14 protein-coding genes are annotated in these 17426 nt (G+C 64.2%); 3 read left to right on the top strand and 11 right to left on the bottom strand.

Annotated features, from left to right (window positions below):
* Positions 1-21 precede the first annotated feature (21 nt).
* The 3 genes from HHL08_RS15025 to HHL08_RS15015 all read left to right on the top strand — a co-directional run bounded on the left by HHL08_RS15025 (position 22) and on the right by HHL08_RS15015 (position 3116).
* A complete protein-coding gene (locus HHL08_RS15025) occupies positions 22-936 on the top strand; it encodes a sulfite exporter TauE/SafE family protein (RefSeq protein ID WP_169573962.1) in 915 nt (304 codons plus the stop codon).
* Positions 936-1697, top strand: coding sequence for a TIGR02186 family protein (locus tag HHL08_RS15020; RefSeq protein WP_169573961.1), 762 nt, complete (start codon positions 936-938; stop codon positions 1695-1697). The genes HHL08_RS15025 and HHL08_RS15020 overlap by 1 nt, the downstream gene beginning before the upstream one ends.
* A 93-nt stretch (positions 1698-1790) precedes the next feature.
* Positions 1791-3116, top strand: a complete 1326-nt coding sequence (locus tag HHL08_RS15015; RefSeq protein WP_169573960.1) for a DUF3422 domain-containing protein — start codon at positions 1791-1793, stop codon at positions 3114-3116.
* Between the two features lie 3 nt (positions 3117-3119).
* On the opposite strand, the gene HHL08_RS15010 is transcribed toward HHL08_RS15015, so the two are convergent.
* The 11 genes from HHL08_RS15010 to HHL08_RS14960 all read right to left on the bottom strand — a co-directional run bounded on the left by HHL08_RS15010 (position 3120) and on the right by HHL08_RS14960 (position 17362).
* Positions 3120-6446, bottom strand: coding sequence for a glycosyl hydrolase (locus HHL08_RS15010; RefSeq protein ID WP_169573959.1), 3327 nt, complete (start codon positions 6444-6446; stop codon positions 3120-3122).
* Positions 6447-6464: 18 nt separating this feature from the next.
* Positions 6465-6920: a hypothetical protein gene (locus HHL08_RS15005; protein ID WP_169573958.1), complete on the bottom strand. Its 456-nt coding sequence runs from the start codon at positions 6918-6920 to the stop codon at positions 6465-6467.
* Complete coding sequence (locus HHL08_RS15000; RefSeq protein ID WP_169573957.1) at positions 6917-7846, bottom strand: alpha/beta hydrolase; 930 nt, start codon at positions 7844-7846, stop codon at positions 6917-6919. Before HHL08_RS15000 ends, HHL08_RS15005 begins: the two co-directional genes overlap by 4 nt.
* A gap of 12 nt (positions 7847-7858) precedes the next feature.
* Entirely contained in the window at positions 7859-9163 is a 1305-nt protein-coding gene (locus tag HHL08_RS14995; protein ID WP_169573956.1) for a glycoside hydrolase family 1 protein, read from the bottom strand.
* A 26-nt stretch (positions 9164-9189) separates the two neighbouring features.
* On the bottom strand, positions 9190-10050 hold the full coding sequence (locus HHL08_RS14990; RefSeq protein ID WP_169573955.1) for an alpha/beta hydrolase: 861 nt from the start codon (positions 10048-10050) through the stop codon (positions 9190-9192).
* A 71-nt stretch (positions 10051-10121) separates the two neighbouring features.
* Positions 10122-12335, bottom strand: a complete 2214-nt coding sequence (locus HHL08_RS14985; protein WP_169573954.1) for a TonB-dependent receptor — start codon at positions 12333-12335, stop codon at positions 10122-10124.
* 38 nt (positions 12336-12373) lie between these two features.
* Positions 12374-13207 carry a fumarylacetoacetate hydrolase family protein gene (locus HHL08_RS14980; protein WP_169573993.1) on the bottom strand — a complete coding sequence of 278 codons (834 nt, stop codon included), beginning with the start codon at positions 13205-13207 and terminating at the stop codon, positions 12374-12376.
* Between the two features lie 88 nt (positions 13208-13295).
* Positions 13296-14186 (bottom strand): VOC family protein, encoded by an 891-nt coding sequence (locus HHL08_RS14975; RefSeq protein ID WP_169573953.1) that lies wholly within the window; start codon positions 14184-14186, stop codon positions 13296-13298.
* Positions 14183-14614, bottom strand: a complete 432-nt coding sequence (locus tag HHL08_RS14970) for a GlcG/HbpS family heme-binding protein (protein WP_169573952.1) — start codon at positions 14612-14614, stop codon at positions 14183-14185. The genes HHL08_RS14975 and HHL08_RS14970 overlap by 4 nt, the downstream gene beginning before the upstream one ends.
* Positions 14611-16110: a bifunctional 3-(3-hydroxy-phenyl)propionate/3-hydroxycinnamic acid hydroxylase gene (locus HHL08_RS14965; RefSeq protein WP_169573951.1), complete on the bottom strand. Its 1500-nt coding sequence runs from the start codon at positions 16108-16110 to the stop codon at positions 14611-14613. The genes HHL08_RS14970 and HHL08_RS14965 overlap by 4 nt, the downstream gene beginning before the upstream one ends.
* A gap of 16 nt (positions 16111-16126) precedes the next feature.
* Positions 16127-17362 carry an amidohydrolase family protein gene (locus HHL08_RS14960; protein ID WP_169573950.1) on the bottom strand — a complete coding sequence of 412 codons (1236 nt, stop codon included), beginning with the start codon at positions 17360-17362 and terminating at the stop codon, positions 16127-16129.
* Between the last annotated feature and the right edge of the window lie 64 nt (positions 17363-17426).

Below are 17426 nucleotides of genomic sequence, written 5' to 3'. Positions count from 1 at the left end.
TTGGCGTTACCCCCGACGGGCATGGATCTTTACCTGCCTATAGCCAATCTATCGGTGAACGCGCTTGTCATTATCGGCCTGGGCGGCGTCGTCGGGCTGCTGTCCGGCATGTTCGGCGTCGGCGGCGGATTCCTGACGACGCCGTTGCTGATCTTCTACGGCATTCCGCCCACCGTCGCAGCAGCGTCCGCCGCTTCGCAGGTGACGGGCGCCAGCGTTTCGGGTGTATTCACCCATATGGCGCGCGGCACCGTCGATTTCCGCATGGGCGGCGTGCTGATCGCGGGCGGCGTGGTCGGGGCCGGCATGGGCGTCTTCATTTTCCGCCTGCTGCAATATCTGGGTCAGATCGATACCGTCATCGGCATCCTCTATGTGCTGATGCTGGGTGGCATCGGCGCGCTGATGGCCAAGGAATCGATCCAGGCGCTGGTGGCGCTGAAAACCGGCAAGCGCCCTCCCGCGCGCAAGCGACGGCATCATCCTTTGGTCGCGGCGTTGCCGATGCGCTGGCGTTTCTATCGCTCCGGCCTGTATATCTCGCCACTCGCGCCCCTGTTGCTAGGCATGGCAACCGGCATATTGACGATGTTGCTGGGCGTGGGCGGCGGCTTCATCCTGGTGCCCGCGATGCTGTACCTGCTGGGGATGGCGACGCAGTCGGTGGTCGGCACATCGCTGTTCCAGATCTTGTTCGTCACCATGGCGACGACGATGATGCACGCGATGACGACCAAGGCGGTGGACCTGGTGCTGGCGCTGCTGCTGCTGATCGGTAGCGTCGTCGGCGCGCAGGTCGGCACCCGCATTTCCATGTCGATCCGCCCTGAATATCTGCGCATCCTGCTCGCCGCGATTGTGTTGTTCGTCGCGGCGCGCATGGCGCTGGGACTGGGATTTCGTCCCGACGAAATCTACACGATCGAGGTGCGCTGATGCGTCGCTCGCGTGCCTTTCTGGCCCTCCCTGCGGCGCTGGCGCTGATCGGGGCGGACGAACCGCAACTGGTGCCGGACGTGTCGCAACGCGAAGTCGTCATCCAGTACAGCTTCACCGGTGCCGACCTGCTGCTGTTCGGCGCGATCGTCTATCCCGACGGGCGACGCCCCGACAAGCCGGCAGACATCGTCGTCGTGCTCAAGGGGCCGGAACAGTCGATCACCATGCGCGAAAAGCAGAAGGTCGCCGGCATTTGGGTCAATGCCGACACCGCCCGCTTCCGCTCCGCGCCCAGCTTCTACGCCATGGCATCGTCGCGTCCGATCGACCGGATCGTGGATGAACGCACCGCCGCCATCTACGAATTGGGCTTGGACAAGCTGCAACTCTCGCCTTCTTCGCTCAACGAGAGCGCGGAATTGTCGCGCTTTCAATCCGGTCTGGTCGATTTGCGGGCGCGGTCGGGCCTGTTCGTTGAGCGACCCGGCACGGTCGAGATTACCGACGGCGTTCTCTATCGCGCGCGCCTGCCGCTGTCGGCGCGCGTCATCGTGGGCGATTATACCGCCGAAACTTTCCTGGTGCAGGATGGGCGGGTGGTCGCCGCCGCGGTGCGCGACATCACGGTACGCAAATCCGGGTTCGAACAGTTCATCGCCAGCGCGGCCGAACATTGGTCCTTCGTCTATGGTCTGGTCGCGATCGCCATGGCCGTGGGCATGGGCTGGGCCGCAGGCGCCATCGCCCGCCGCATCTGAAAAGGCCAATCCTCATTCTTTGGATCAAGCCAATTGCCCAAGTCCCAATAGTCCGACTAAAATAGCGGAAAATGGGTCAAGGGGGACGGGACGATGACGGATACAGCCATGCAGGCGGGCGATGGCCCCTTTCCCAACCTGGCGCAGCGCAGCCATGCCCTGCGCGCGTCGCTCTCGCGCGAAATGCACGTTCGCAAGATGCCGCGGCTCGATACGCCCGCGCGCGCCGTGCAGTTCATGATGATCGTCAATGAACAGGAAGCGCGGGACAGCGTCGCTGCGCTCCGCGACCTCGTACCCGGCGATGGCCCTTCCCCTGCTGCCAGCGACCGCTTCTTCGCGTGCCGCGTCGGCGCGCTCGGCTTTTCCTGGGAACGGCACAGCGAGTTCATCACCTACAGCTTCATTGCAGACGGCTATGGCGAGCCGTTCGACCTGTCACCCTTCCTGCCCGTGTCGCACTGGATCGACCGACTGCCGGGCCAGGTCATCCGATCGACCCAGATCGCCTTGACGAAGAATGAGCCATCCAACGCGACGATCGCCACCTATTTCGCGTCCGACGACCTCATCATCTCCGACGTCGCCCAATGCCGGGCGCGCGTCTGGGGTGATTTCCGCTTGCATGACAATGGCTTTGGCCGCCTGCTGATCCAAGATCGCGGGCTGGAAGGGGCGGAAGCGTCACTATTGGTGCAACGATTGCAGGAACTGGGCAATTATCGAAAGATCGCCCTGCTCGGCCTGCCTGAAGCGCAACAGGCTACCCCCCTCCTTGCGACGTTGGAGCAGCGCTTGACCGACGTGACCGCTTGCGTCGCAGAGCCGCAGGCGGATGCTGACGCCGTGCTGGAAGACCTGTCATCGCTTGGCGCCGAACTGGCGCAAATCGTCGCGCGAACCCGCTATCGCATGAGCGCCACCCATGCCTATGCCGAACTATGTTTCGACCGCATCCGGCGGCTGGATGTCGCGCCGGTGCGCGGCTATCGCTCGCTCGACGATTTCACCGAGCGGCGGCTGCTCCCGGCGATGCGGACTTGCGACGCTTTTAGCCGGCGACTGGAGGACCTGTCGCAGCGCACCGCCTGGACCAGCGCAATGCTGCGCACACGGGTCGATACCGCCTTGGCGCGCCGCAATCGCGACTTGTTGGCATCGATGGACCGGCGCACCGGTCTGCAACTGCGCCTCCAGCACACGGTCGAGGGGTTGTCAGTGGTGGCGATCAGCTATTATGCGCTCGGTCTGTGGCATTATCTCAAGGAAGCGATCGAGCATCAGGGCGCGCATCTGCCCGGCTGGATCGACCTGGCCCTTATCCCCGCGATCGTCGCGGCGGTTTTCCTGGGTCTGCGTCAGATCAAGAAGGTGAAGCGCCCGCCATCTTTGCAGGACGGCGAGACGCTTGATCATTAGGGCTTATTCGGCCAGCAACTGCACAGGGCCGATCAGGCCGGACGGACGCAGCGGCGCGTCGGGCCGATAGGTCGGCGCGGCGGTGAAGGTGATTTTTTCCGCGCCGGGCTGCTGGTCGCCGATCAGGCGATTGACCCACAGGTTCGCGACCTTGACCTCCAACTGGTTGTTGCCCGGCTTCACCAGCTTGCCGATGTCGAGCCGATAGGGGGCAAACCAGGTCGTACCGGCCAATTGACCATTGACCCGCACCTCAGCCAGATCGCCGATCTTGCCCAGATCGATCCATAGCGGCGCGCCGGACTTCAGCCACTTGGGCAACGCAAAGCGCGTAGCGTAAGTCGCGATGCCGGAGAAATAACGCACGCCCTTGTCGTCGTTGCTTTCGAGCGGCGTCAGAGTGAACATATCGATCCGGGCGGGCGCGCCGCGGCCGGGCTGGAAGCGGACGGTCCAGGGGCTGGTCAACATCGCGACCGAACGGGCCGCCTTGGCCGAGACGGTGACGGATGACGCCGCGGCAGGCTTGCGGAACAGAATGAAGAAGGCATCCTCCGCGCCAACGTCCAGCGGGATCACCGTTTCGCCCCCTTCGATGCGATAGGAAACGAGCGCGGCCGTGCCGTCGATCGCGCGCCAGATTTCAGGCTGCCTGCCGGTCACGCGGAAGCGCGCCTCGATCCGGCCGGCCTTGTCGGTGCGGTTATTGACGAAATACAGGTCGCCATCACTCAGCTTGCGGTGGACGAAGCGATAATCGGCGTCCTGTGCGCCCTCCGTTATACGAAAGTCCGGGCCGACGCCGGTGCTGGCGAGTGCAGCTTCGGCGTCGCGGCTGGCGATCACCCGGCCCTTGCCGACCGGTTCGCCACTCCACAGGCGGGTGACAAGCATCTTGAACGCCGCTGCATCGTCCGCAAGGCCCGGCGCGCGTTCGGGGGCCATGCCGATCACGGTCGCGCCGCGTTCGACCAGCGCGGCGATCCTTTGCAGGGTCGTCAGCGTCATCACCCGGCTGCTACCGCCCAGATAGAGGACGCGATACCGGGCGTTGCCCGCCGCCAGCGCGCCATCGGCCACGGTCATCCGGTTGGCGATGATGTCGGCATTGACGAAATCATAGGCGTAGCGGGTAGGCAGGTCGGCCGGCACGCCATGTTCGAACAAAGATGTGATCGGTATATCTTCGCCATAGAAATAGGCGAGATCGGCCTGATCGCGGCCCTGCCGAAGCAGATAGCCGGTGCGCGCCATATAATCGACCCAGGGCTTTGCCATTTCCGCCCAGCTTTCATGCCGGTTGAAATATTGGCCGAAGATCATGAGGCTAAGCCCCGGCAGCTTATCATCGACCGGCTGGTGAACGGACGTATGGACGATCGGCCGGTTGACCCCCGACGCAAACTCCAGATCAATGACCCGCTTCAGGTCGGACGGGGCGAAAGCCCAAGGCGCGAAGGCCGATGTCATGGATTCGGCCGACACGATATTCTGGCCGTATATATGGGCGACCGACGCCGCCCCTTTCATGTCGCCGATCAGCGTCGGGCGCGGCGTAGCCCCGCGGTTGAACGTCCACATCGCCGCCATCGGCACATCGGTATGGGAGCGCATGGTCAGGTCATCGCCCAACACCGGGCGACCATTTTCCAGTGCTTCGCCATAAACGGTCAGGCCGTTTTCATGCGCCACCTTCGCAACCGTGCCATAATGCGCGTCGGCCAGCAGGTCCGCCAACGTCTGGCGATAATCATGCAAGAAGGCGTCGCTGCGGGCAGCCGATCCCACGACCGCGCCGGTGAGCGTCGGCAGGAAGGGCACCGGATCATAACCGCGCCGGGCCTTGAACTCTTCCACCATGCGCGGGGTCCAGTTGGACGCGCCGACTTCGATACTATCGGTCAGCAGCGCCCTTATGCCCTTCTTGCCGATCCACTCCGCGCCCACCGTATCGCGATACATGCCAAGATAGGTTTCGAGATAGCGGCGGACGGCCGCCGCGTCATATTTGTCGACCTCCAGCCCCGTCGCTTCGGGTGTGGCGGGATGATTCGTCTTGCCGGTCAGCGACCATCCCATGCGAACAATGCGCCAGTTGCTGCCCCTGGGGGCTGTCCAATCCAGCGTGCCGTCCGGGTGCAGCCGGTCGGTCAGGTCGATCACCTTCGCCGGATCAATGGCCGGCGCATCCGTAACGGGCGTCTCGCCCAGCTTATTATAGTCAGCGACAATCGCGTAACCGGCTTTCGCCTCATATTGATCCACCTTCGCTTCTGCCGACAGACGCAAGTCGCCAATGCCCAGCGTGGCGCTGCTGGGCCGGGCGAAGACATCCATCATGATCACACCGGGCGCGCCATCGCCCAGACCCGGCGACTTGGCCGCATCGTTGGGCGACAGGATGACACGGAAGCGCTGCGCGGTGACCGGGGCGAAACCGATCGTCGCCGATACTTCGGTCAGCGAAAAGCGGCCGACCGGTTGCCAGCCCCGCGCCGTTTCCGCCTCCAGCGTCGGGCGATAGGCCGGATCGCCGAAGGGCGGTCGGGCATGGGGCACGAACAGGCTGGCGGAGCGGATCGTCACCGGCTTGCCATAATCAAGGACCAGCGCGCCGGGATTGGCGGCGTCGCCCTTGGCGATCTGCACCACGGTTTCAAGATCATTGTCGAGCAGCGACGCAGCCGCTAGCGCGGTTCCGTCCGCCTTCGTGACGCGCGGCTGCGGCAGGGCGATCGCCTTGAGCGGATAGGCCAGAATGCGGGTGTCGCCATAGGAAGTCGGAAGCGCGCCCGCCCCATCGTCGGGCGCAAGCGGATCGCTGAACCTGGCGCTTTGGAACGCTCCGGTGATGGACGGCGGCGCAGGCAGAGCGCCGTTCGGTCGCTGGCCACCGCGCAGGTCCGTCTCGCTCCAGACCAGCTTCTTCATCGCATCCTGCGGCTTGACCCATGGACCACCTGTTTCGCTCCAGCCCGGCGACGCGGCGATGGCGAATTCCAGCCCCTTGGCATCGGCGGTACGGACGGCATGGCGGAAGGCGTCCTTCCAGCCGTCGGTCATATAGATCAGCCGTTCCTTGACGATCTGCGGCGTCATCAGGCTGGCGTCGAAATTCTGTACCCCACCAATCCCCATGCGGGCCATCCAGTCGAGATCCTTGTCGATGCCCTCCTTGGTCACATTGCCGTTCATCCAGTGCCACCAGACGCGCGGTCGCGCCGACTGGGGCGGATTGCGGAAGCCGTCGGCCAGATCGTCAGCCAGCGCGGGCGCACCGATCGCGGTGCAGGCCAGCAAGGCGGCGAAACGAAGGGTGCGGGCTTTCATCGACGAACGATCCTCTTTTCAAACAGGGCGGGCGAACGACAGCAGTCGCCATAGCGCCAGGCTGGCGACCAGCGCGCCGAGCGCGCCGCCATAGGTGATCTTGATCATCATGGCAGCGACCCAGGCGATAGGTGGAAAGCCGACGCTCTCGATCGAAAAGGCGAGCACCCCGCCCAGCGCCCCGCCGGCGATGGCGAACAGCGCCGCGCGCAGCAGGATGCCGCGCAACGAAACGGCGTGGTGGGCCGGCGCGCCGGCCAGCTTGCGCCGCGCGATCAGCGCCGGGACCAGCGCACTCATCAGAGCGACGGCGATGCTTTGCGGCACGAAATCCAGCGCGAGATTATTCGGTGCCGCCCAATTCAACAGACGCGGTTGCGTCCCGAAGACGCCAAGGAAGAAGGCGAGGCTCAGCACGCCGTTGATGACGACGCTGATCGCCGCTTCCCGACCGATCGAGACGGCCTGCGTCACTGGCCAACTTTCGCCACGAGCAGGCCGCGCATCTCCATCCAGGACAGGAATTGCGGCAGCAGGCCCATGGTCGTCGTGCCGGGCAAACCCCTGCCAAAACCATGATCGCCCCGTTCATAGGCGTGGAGTTCGACGGGGCGCTTTGCCTGCCGCCAGGCTTCGACGATGCCGAAATTCTGCTTTGCGAAAAGCCCGTCGTCCATGGCGATCGCGGCGAACATCGGCGGTGCGTCAGCCGGCACGGAGATGGCGGCCATGGGGCCATAGATATAGCCGACAAACGCGGGCCGCTGCGCACCCTGTCCTTCCAGCGCGGCATTAAGCGTGGTCATCGCGCCGGCGGAAAAGCCGATCATGCCAACCCGCGACGCATCTACGTGATACTGGGTCGCGCCCGCGCGAACAATTTCCAACGCCCTGATCGCATCCTGGGTCGCGCGCGGTTCCTTCACGTCTTCGGCTGGGCCATCCTTCGCGGCGGCAGCGAAACGCTGCCCCATCATGTCCAGAAAAGCGCGATCGTCCCGTGGCGTTGCGTTCAGTCTATATTTCAGAACGAAGGCCGCAACGCCATGATCGGCCAGCCATTGGGCGATCTCGCTACCCTCTCCAGTCATCGACAGGGACAGGAAAGCGCCGCCGGGGGCCACGATGACCGCTGCGCCGGTCGCCTTGCCCGGCGCAGGCAGATAGGGGGTCAAAGTCGGCCGCACGACATTGCGCACCATTATGTTATCCAGCCTGTTCGCGCCAAGCGTCACTTGCATATGCGACCATTGCTCGTCTTTGTCCGCGGGCGGGGAGACAGCCGGATAAAGGGGAATCGCGCCTTTCTGATCCGGGGCCTTGATCGGCTCCATATGCACATCCTGCGCAACGGCAGGAGCGGCGACAAGCAAGACAGCCGCGCACATCATAGATTTCATGGCATATTCTCCTTACAGCGCGTTGCGACGGGCGATGGCGCCATAGACGGCGGCGCTCGGTTTGGCGGTGCGGGCGAAGGTGACCGGATCGACGCTGTGCAGGCCGAATTTGGGCTTGTAACCGAATATCCACTCAAAATTGTCGAGCAGCGACCAGTGGCAATAGCCCAGCACCGGCACGCCATCGTCCATCGCAGCCTTCAGGCCGGCGAGCGCTTCGGGAATGAATTTGGCGCGGATGGCGTCATCCTCGCTGCCGACACCATGTTCGGACACGAGGATCGGCACGCCGGTCGCCTGATGGGCGAAGCGCACCGCGCCTGCGAGCGAACCCGGCCAGACTTCGGTGCCCGACCAGTTGACGGTCGCGCCCTTGGGTGCCGGCAGCCGACCCTTGTCGCCCCAGAGCGCGCGCTCGTAATTCTGCACGCCGATGAAGTCGTCGCCCTTGGCGACGTTCAGCCATTCGCCGTAAAGTTCGCCGCGCATCCTGTCGCGGATCGACGCCTTGCCCACCGCCTGATCGTCCATCATCGCGAGCGAGAGGCCGACCGGCAGGTCGGGCCGCACCGCCTTGATCGCGGCCTTGCCGGCCTTGTGCGCAGCAAGCAGTCCCTTTTGCAGCGCAGGCAGATCATCGAAACCGGCGACATTGGCGCAGACGAATTTGGCGACGCCAAGGCGTTTGGCGGCCGTATCGAGCGTCAGCTTCTGGATATCCCATACCTGCTGAGGCAGCATCGACTTCAGCAGCAGCAGGATATTGGGTTCGTTGAAGGTGATGACCCGGTCCACCCCCTGCCCCAGCGAACGGGTCGCCTTGTCACAATAGCGGGCAAAAAGCTGTGCGCTTTCGGGGTTTGTCCAGCCACCCTGCGCGCTGAACCAGTGTGGCGCGGTGAAATGGCTGTAGGTGACGATCGGCGTCAGGCCGCGGGCGCGGCAACCATCGACAATCGCCTTATAATGGTCGAGCATTGCCTGGCTGAACAACCCCTTCTCCGGCTCGATCCGCGCCCATTCGATGCCGAAGCGATAGCAGTTCAGGCCCATATTCTTGGCAAGATCGAGGTCGGTTTCCCACAGAACAAAACTGTTGCAGGCGTCGCCGGACGGCTGGGCGAAGACGGTGGGCTGCTGATTTTCCAGAAACCACAGGTCACTGGCGATATTATTGCCCTCGATCTGGTGCGCCGCGGTCGCAGCGCCCCAGAGGAAACCCTTGGGAAAAACGGGGTCGGCGGCCTTGCGCGCGGCGAAAGCGGGGGCGGCCATCAGCGCAGCGCCGGTGGCCAGAAGGGTTCTGCGGTCCAGCATGGTGTCTGTCTCTCCGATTATAATTGTCAGGCGGTGGTTTCGCGCACGAAGGCGCAGATTTCTTGCGACAGCCGACGGTCGGCGGTGCCCAGATGCATGGCCATGCTGTAGTGATTATGGCCCGAATGGATGTAAGCGCGCGGCATGGCGCCATGGCGGGCAAGCCGGTGCTGCATTAGCCCCAAAAACTCAGCCTGAAAGCGCGGAGGGTCGAATTCGGCGCAAGCGAGCATCAGCGGTAATTGCGTGGCAGCGACCGCCTCCAGCGGCATCCGGTCGGGATAAAGCGCCGCATCGCCATAATAGAGCATGTCGCGCGCATCGAGCGGCGTGTAGCCATAGAGGCCAGACAGCAGAATCGCGGCGCGAATGTCGCGATCACCGGCCAGTTTCAGATAACCCGCCACATGCACCGAGCCGGCGGATGTGCCCATCAGCACGATCCGTTGCGGGTCGCCGCCATATTGCGCAGCATGAACCTTCAGCCAGCCGACGACGGCGGCAACATCTTCCGACCCGGCGGGCCAGACATTGTCCGGGGCCAGCCGATAGTTGATGACCACGCCCACGAACCCAGCCTCCGCCGCCATGCGGCCGACATTGGCGTTGGGCCAGGCGTCCGTCCCGCCCCCATGGCCGCCCTTGTCGCCCTTCAGGAAACCGCCGCCATGAACAAAAACGAGGATAGGCGCGAGGCCATCGCCCTGCGGCCGATAGATGTCGAGACGGTGGCGCTCATGCGGGCCATAGGCGACGTACGCTGCCGTCACCGGCACCTGCGCCAGCAGGGCCGATTGTTCGGCGTCGAACAGGACGCGGCATTGCGCAAGGACTTCCGGCCCAAGGTCCGTCCCCATGGCCGCGATGGCTTGTCTGACTGGCTTCATCTCTGCACCCTAACTACCTTGGTAGCCAACGAAAGAGGACATGGCGTCGAACCGCCATGTCCTCTTTCCGATCAGAATTTCGCGTCGAGTTGCAGGCCGACCTGGCGGAAGGACTGCGGACCATAGATCGCGCCGACGCCCGAACCGAAATTGCTCTGGAGCAGAGAGGGTTCGTGGACGTTGAACAAGTTGCGCACGAACACGCCCGCCGAATAGCGCTCATCCTCGCTGCGCACGCCCAGGCGACCGCCGACCGTCCAGTGCGGACGGAAGGTTTCGGCGCGGGTCGACGTGTTCTGGTAACGGACCCGCGATTTCCAGATCGTGTCCGCCGCCAGGAAGCCGTTCAAACCGCCGGTCAGCGTCTGCTCATATTCACCCGACAAGGTGAACTTGTACCGCGGCGAATAGGCCAGTTGGCTGCCGCCAATGTCGGTGCTGTCATTGCCGATGAAGCCGCCCGGATAGGTCGCCTTGGTATAGTTGAAGCCGGTATTCATCGACAGTCGGTCGGAAATCTGGCCGAACAGATTAACTTCCGCGCCGCGCGTCTTGACCCCGTCGATGTTCGTCTGGGCACAGACAAGCTGGGCGGTGGTGGGATTGACGGTACATTCCTGCGCCTGGAAATTCTTGATCTTGCTGTAGAAGACGCTGACGTCCAGCACCGCGCCGCCGAACAGCGTGGCCTTCATCCCTGCTTCGTAGGACATGGGAATTTCCGGCTGGACGACATAGGGCAGCAGCGGCGCGGTCGGGACCGCGATCTGGCCGCCCTTGAAGCCGCGCGAGGCGGTGACATAGGCCATCAGCGACCGGTCGATGTCATATTGGATGCCGGTGCGCCAGGATATCTTGTCGACGTTCAGGATCTGGACGCTCTCCGCGCCGGTGCCGGCGTCTGTCCGGTCGAGCGACAGGCGCCCGGCGGTGTAGCGTCCGCCCAGGATCAGGCGCAGCTTGTCGGTGGCGTGCAGCGTCCCCTGGCCGAAGATCGCCAGCGATTCATCGGTAATTTCGTTCAACGCGCCCGGCGAATCCACCGGACGGATGACGAAGCCGTTGGGCAGCGTCACCGAAATGGTGAAGCGTTCGGGCTGCTGCACCGTCTTCTGGTTCGAATAAAAGGCACCGACCGTATATTCGAAGACCGAATTGCTGGGCGACGACGCGCGGAATTCCTGCGTGAACAGGCGGATGTTCGTGCCGGTCGGACCGCTGATGAGTTCCGAAGCCAGCGGATCGGCGCGATAGATGTTGCCCAGCGTATTGCTGCTTTCCGTCTTGCGATAGGCGGTGATAGACGTCAGCGTCAGCGGACCGGCGTCATAATCGACCTGCGCCGACCCGCCCCATGCCTTGACCTTGCTGCTGAATTCATCGCCGACGCAAAAGGTCTGGTTGCCCTCGCCCAGCGTGATGCCGCAGCTGTTGAGCAGCGCCGTGTTCGCGGCGGTATTAGACAGGAAGGTGAAGAAGTCGCCGCCATTGTCCGCCGACCCCTTCGACCAGTCGCCGATCAGGTTGACGGTCAGATCTTCGCTCGCGTTCCACAGGAAGCGGCCACGCACGGCATAGCGGTTGACGTCGTTCCAGTCGCCGGTGATGGCATTGCGGTTCACGCCCTGGCGGGTGTTGCTCATGCCCGACACGCGCAGCGCGCTGGTGGGGCTGAACGGCACGTTGATGACGCCTTGGACGACCTGCTGCCCATATTTGGAGCCGGCGGTGCCGGCATCGGACAATTCGGTGCGCACGCGACCGCTAAATTCGGTGGGGTCAGGCGCGTTGGTCGTGATGTTGATGACGCCGGCCGACGTGGTCAGGCCGAACAACGTGCCCTGCGGCCCCTTGAGCACTTCGATCCGCGACACGTCGAACAGGTCGGAGATATTGGCGTTGCCCTGGCTCACCTGGTCGACGACGACGCCCACCGAAGCGACCGCGCCTGGCGAGAAGCTCTGTGTGCCGATGCCGCGGATCGATCCGCCGCCGCCGGTATTCTGCGACGGCGCCGACTGTATTTCGAGCGCGGGCGCGACCCGGTTCAGGTCGTTCAGATTATTGACCTGCTGGCGCTCCAGCTGCTTCTGGCTGGCAACGGTGATCGAAATCGGCACCTCCGTCACCTTTTCCTGACGGCGCTGCGCGGTCACGATGATGTCGGACATGGCTGATTCCGTCGGCTCTTGCGGCGCGGCGGCATCCTGAGCAAAGGCTGGCGCGATGATGGCGAACGTGCTGACGCTCGCCATCGCCAGGATGGACTTGTGGAATATACGCATGGTGTCTCCTCCCCTTCTTATCATTGGGTAATTTAGGCTTATTGTTCGTCGATGATGCGGTTGGTCAGCGTTCCGATGATGCCGATGGTGACGTCGACCTTGTCGCCCGCCTTCATGTAGAGTGGCGGGGTGCGCTTATCGCCGACACCGCCGGGCGTGCCGGTGGCGATGACGTCACCCGGCGCCAGGGGCGTGAAGGCGCTGATATATTCGATGACCGTCGGGATATCCCAGATCATGTCGGCAATCGGCTGATCCTGCACCAGTTCGCCGTTGAGGCGGGTCTGCACCCGAAGCGCGCCCAGATCCTCGATCGCGTCAGGCGTCACCAGCGCGGGGCCGAAGCCGCCGGTGCCGGGAAAGGTTTTGCCCGGTGTGAACTGGATATTGTGGCGCTGCCAATCGCGCGCCGACCCGTCGTTGAAACAAGCGTAACCCGCGACATAGGCCATGGCGTCGGCGGCAGCGACCTTGTGGCACGGCTTGCCAATGATGACCGCCAGTTCACCTTCATAATCGAAGCGTTCGGTCACGGTCGGCTTTACCAGCGGTTGGCCGTCGGCGACCAGGCTGTCGGCATAACGCACGAAGATCGCGGGATGCGCCTTCTGCTCGCGCCCGGTTTCCTTGACATGTTCGGCATAGTTCAAACCGACACACAATATCTTGGCGGGATCGGGGATCACCGGCAGCAGCACGATGTCGGCAGCGGCGAAGGTCGCGCCGTCGGCCAGTGTCGCCAAACTGCCGTCGGTCAACGCGGCCTTCAGGCTGGGCGTCGCGTCGGTCGCCAGTTCCACGATCGTTTCGCCATCCTGGCGGCCGAAGCTGGGGGTGCCGTCGGGGCGGCGGAAGCTTACAAATCGGGTCACGTCTCTGTCTCCTCTGCCGCGCGGGGCGGCCTTCAATCCTGTCGTGCCGAGCAGCACGCCGCCGATCGCGGCGAGCGCGGTCCGGCGGTCAAGCGTCAAGCGGCGCGGCTTCCCAGTTTCGGCGGTGGCGGAATTTCTCTTCGGCGGCGCGCAAGCCGTCGAAATCCTTGTCGGACATGCCCCACTGGTCGATCCGCTTGGCGGGCCAGGTCCAGTCTTCAGGCGCACCGGCCTGATAGTCGTCGGGCACCTTGTTCACGGCGGTCGAAAATTCGATCACCGGACCAAAAGGGGCGATGAAATAAGCGAACACATTGGCGCCGGGGCCATGGCGGCCCGGTCCCCAGGCCGGCGCCATATCCTGATCGCGCAGACGGCCGATGCCGCGCATCACCGCGTCCATATCCTCCATCTCGAAGGCGATATGGTTGAGCGATGCAAAGCCCGCGCGGGCGAAGGCTGTGCTGTGGTGCGAATCGTTGCAGCGCACGAACACCATGCCCTTGGTCCGATCCGACACGCGGAAGCCCAGCGCGTCCTCGACCAGATGGCCGGTCATTTCCGCGTCGGCGCTGTTGAACACGACATGGGTCAGCTTGACCGGCAGATCATGCCCCTCGATCGGCGCGACTTCTGCTGCGTCGACCAGAAAGCGCAACAATTCGCCCTCGGCCAGTTCCACGATGATGCCATGACCGCCCCCCAGATCATCGGAGGTGACGGGCGCGGCGGTCAGGCCGGCTTCGGCGACGCTGCGCTTCAACTGCGCCAGCCGATCGGCGGTGCAGACGAAGGTGGTCGAGCGGACATAGCTGTCGGCCGATTCCTCCAGCGCGATCAGATAGGGATAGCTGCCCGATCCGCGCAGATAATGGATGTTGCCGACCACGTCCGCGGGGGCCATGCCCCAGATATCGGTCAGGAAGGCGGCGGCATCCGCCGCGCCCGGCAGCGCCAGTTCGATGCTGCGCAGTTTCATTTTACGTCTCCGTGAAAAAGGCCGGCGGCGAGAATGCCCGAGATGGCGCAGGCTTCGTCGCAATCGCCGGTGTCGCCGCTGATCCCGACGGCACCCATCACCGCGCCTTCCACGTCACGGATCAGGACGCCGCCGGGGGACAAAGCGAGCCGACCGCCGGTAGCGGCGACGACGCTCTGAAAGAAAACCGGGTTAGAGGCGGCGCGCGCGGCGAGAACGCGCGTGTCCGCCCCCATCCCCAGTGCGCCCGAGGCTTTGGCCTTCGCGATGTCGAAACGGAACAGGCTGGCGCCATCCTCGCGGACGGTCGCGACAGGGTGTGCGCCGGCGTCCAGCACGACCACGGCGAGCGGCTGGGCACCGTCGGCGCGGGCCTTGTCGAGCGCGGCGTCGATGATCGCGCGTGCCTGGGCGAGGGTCAGGCTCATGCGGCGATCTCCTGATGGGCGCGGCCAGCGATCAGCGCGTCGCGGCGGGTGATGAGATCAGATGGCTTGCCAGTGCCGAAGACATAATGGTCCGGGCGGACCAATACGGCGTCGGCGTTGCGATCGGCCAACCAGGCGGCGATCGCGCCGCTATCGTTCAGACCAGCCAGATCGATGACGGTTACGTCGCCGCCCTCAACTGGGGTCCGGCTGAAGAGACGCCAGCCTTGGCCGGTGACATCATCGAGCAGCCGCTCGCCAACCCTCGGCTGGATGAAGCGTTCGCCCGCGCCTGTTGTGCCGACAGCGACGATGCCGGTTGCGATGGCGGGGATCAGGTCAGCGGCGGTGCCATGCTGCGCGCCCTTGGCGGCTTCGCGCATCTGGACGTCGCGCCCGCCGGCGGCTTGCGGATCGAGCATGCAGATATAGCGCCCAGCGCCGACAGCGGCGGAGATGACGGCGCGGACATGGGGATCGCGTTCGGGCTGATAGGTGTCGAGCAGCGCATCGGGGGCGCGGCCCTTCAGCACCAGTTCCAGCTTCCACGCCAGATTGGCGACATCGCGCAGCCCATGGCACATGCCCTGGCCGAAAAAGGGCGGCGTCTGGTGCGCGGCGTCGCCGGCCAGGAAGACGCCGCCCATCCGCCACCGCTCGGCGATCAGACCATGGAAACGATAGGTCGCCGCACGCACGATGCTGTGAGGCACCCCGGAGAGATAGGGTTCGACAAGGGCCGCGACCGCATCCGGCTCCATCATCGCCTGGTCGTCTTCGCCCGGCAGCAGCATGAATTCCCAGCGCCGATGGTTGCCCCGTCCTGGCACGATCGTCGCGGGACGCTTTGGATCGCACATCATCACCGACAGCTTTTGCAGGTCGGCGTCTTCGGGGATGCCCCACAGGTCGGGGAAGCGGACCGGGCCATCGACTTCGGCATCGACCACCAGCCAGGGTTCTTCGAAGTCGAGATCATCAAGCTTGATGCCCAGCGCCTTGCGCACCGCGCTGCGCGATCCGTCGCAGGCGATGACGTAGCGGGCCTGCTGCGTCCGACCTTCGGACAGCCGCAAAGTGACGCCGCTTTCGTCCTGGTCCAGCCCTTCGAATGCGACACCGAGTTGGACTATTATATTGGAATATTCGGCCAGCGCGTCGCGCAGGTGATTTTCCAGTTCGGGCTGGTAAAAGAAATAGTCGTTCGACCAGCTGAACGGCCGTGCCCGGCCGACCGTGCCCATGTAGCGGATGACGCCATGGTCGGCGCCAACGTGCAGATGCCCTTCGGTATCGCGCATGTCGCCTGCGACCCGGTCGATCACGCCGGCCGACTGGAACAGGCGCATCATTTCATGATCCAGATGGACCGCGCGGGGCAGCGGATAGGGGTTTGCCTCCTGCTCGATCACCAGGACCGAGAGGCCGGATTTCCCAAGGAGATTGGCCGCAAAGGCCCCTACCGGCCCGCAGCCGATGATCGCAACGTCGAACATGGTGGCGTCTTTCCGGTCAGGCGGTCACGGGCTGCGCTGCGGGGGATTTATGCATCCGCCCGCCCAGCATGATCATCTTGATATTATTGGCGTCCTGCAGGATGCGGACGTCCTGGGTCGGATCGCCATCGACCAGCAGCAGGTCGGCCAGATAGCCCGGCTTCACCCGTCCAACTTGCTGTCCCATTAGCTGTCCGCCCAGCATGGTCGCGGCGCTCAGCGCCTCGGCCGGGGTGAAGCCATAATATGTGACGAAATGCTCCAGATCGCGGGCGTTGCGGCCATGGGGATTGAAGGGAAAACCATAGTCGCCGCCCGGCAGGATGCGCACGCCCCGCGCCTTGAGCTTGGGCACCAGGGCCTTTTCCAGTTCCAGCCGCTCGGCTGCGCTCGCCTTCATGGACGTCATGTTGATATGCGGTGGCGGCGATGCTTCCAGTGCGGCGACCGAGACGCCGGGGCCGGGCGCGTAGAAAATCTCGTGCTTCTTCGCGGCCATCGCGTCGATCGCGGCATCGTCGGCGAAGGAGCAATGATAGAGGATGCGCGCACCCGCTTCGAGCGCGAGTTCGATCGCGCGGGGCGAATAGGCGTGGGTGGCGATCCACAGGCCTGCTTCCTTCGCCGCTTCGCCCGCCGCCAGCATTTCCTCGTCCGTGTAGAGAATATCACCCGAAGATCCGGGCTTGAGCGCATCTTCGCCGGAGATGACGAGCTTCAGCGACTTCACACCCTCCGCTGCGCAATAGGCGACGAAGGCGCGCATGGCATCAGGACCGCGTCCGTTGAACACATCGCCGGTTTCTACGCCCTCCTCGCCTTCCGGGCTGCGCTCCAACGTCGAGGGGACGAGGCGTGGGCCGGGCGTTTCGCCCGCTTCGATCGCGCGGGCCAGTTCGGGTTCGATCTGGTCGCCCAGCGCACCGGCCGAATAGAGGCTGGTAAAGCCATGGTCGAGGAGCACGCGGGCATTGCGCCAGGCGGCGACCTTCAGCTCTTCGGGCGGCAGGATGAACTGGTGGTAGATTTTCTCGACCGAGCTGCCCCAGGTCAGATGGGTATGGGAATCGACCATGCCGGGCATCAGCGTGCCACCCTGACCGTCGATCACATTGTCCGCTTCGATCGCAGCGATCGCGGCTGCGTCATGCAGGACGGCCGCGATCCTGTCGTTCTCTACGACCACCGCTCCGGCGACCAGGCCGCTGCCCGTCCCGTCGAAAATTGCGATGTTGCGGATGATGTGCCGCACGATGGTCTCTCCCGAAAGCTCTTGTTGGGACAGCTTATGCGCCGCCAAATCCCCAAAGAAAAAT

It is taken from the genome of Sphingobium psychrophilum, assembly GCF_012927105.1.
GTDB classification, from domain to species: domain Bacteria; phylum Pseudomonadota; class Alphaproteobacteria; order Sphingomonadales; family Sphingomonadaceae; genus Sphingobium; species Sphingobium psychrophilum.
Note: the sequence above shows the minus strand (reverse complement) of the source record. Positions and strands in the feature narration are given on the sequence as shown.

Excerpts from the sequence above, each read along its gene's own strand:
- HHL08_RS15025 (WP_169573962.1), top strand. The coding sequence starts at position 22 with ATGGATCTTTACCTGCCTATAGCCAATCTATCGGTGAACGCGCTTGTC.
- HHL08_RS15020 (WP_169573961.1), top strand. The coding sequence starts at position 936 with ATGCGTCGCTCGCGTGCCTTTCTGGCCCTCCCTGCGGCGCTGGCGCTG.
- HHL08_RS15015 (WP_169573960.1), top strand. The coding sequence starts at position 1,791 with ATGACGGATACAGCCATGCAGGCGGGCGATGGCCCCTTTCCCAACCTG.
- HHL08_RS15010 (WP_169573959.1), bottom strand. The coding sequence starts at position 6,446 with ATGAAAGCCCGCACCCTTCGTTTCGCCGCCTTGCTGGCCTGCACCGCG.
- HHL08_RS15000 (WP_169573957.1), bottom strand. The coding sequence starts at position 7,846 with ATGAAATCTATGATGTGCGCGGCTGTCTTGCTTGTCGCCGCTCCTGCC.
- HHL08_RS14995 (WP_169573956.1), bottom strand. The coding sequence starts at position 9,163 with ATGCTGGACCGCAGAACCCTTCTGGCCACCGGCGCTGCGCTGATGGCC.
- HHL08_RS14990 (WP_169573955.1), bottom strand. The coding sequence starts at position 10,050 with ATGAAGCCAGTCAGACAAGCCATCGCGGCCATGGGGACGGACCTTGGG.
- HHL08_RS14985 (WP_169573954.1), bottom strand. The coding sequence starts at position 12,335 with ATGCGTATATTCCACAAGTCCATCCTGGCGATGGCGAGCGTCAGCACG.
- HHL08_RS14975 (WP_169573953.1), bottom strand. The coding sequence starts at position 14,186 with ATGAAACTGCGCAGCATCGAACTGGCGCTGCCGGGCGCGGCGGATGCC.
- HHL08_RS14970 (WP_169573952.1), bottom strand. The coding sequence starts at position 14,614 with ATGAGCCTGACCCTCGCCCAGGCACGCGCGATCATCGACGCCGCGCTC.
- HHL08_RS14965 (WP_169573951.1), bottom strand. The coding sequence starts at position 16,110 with ATGTTCGACGTTGCGATCATCGGCTGCGGGCCGGTAGGGGCCTTTGCG.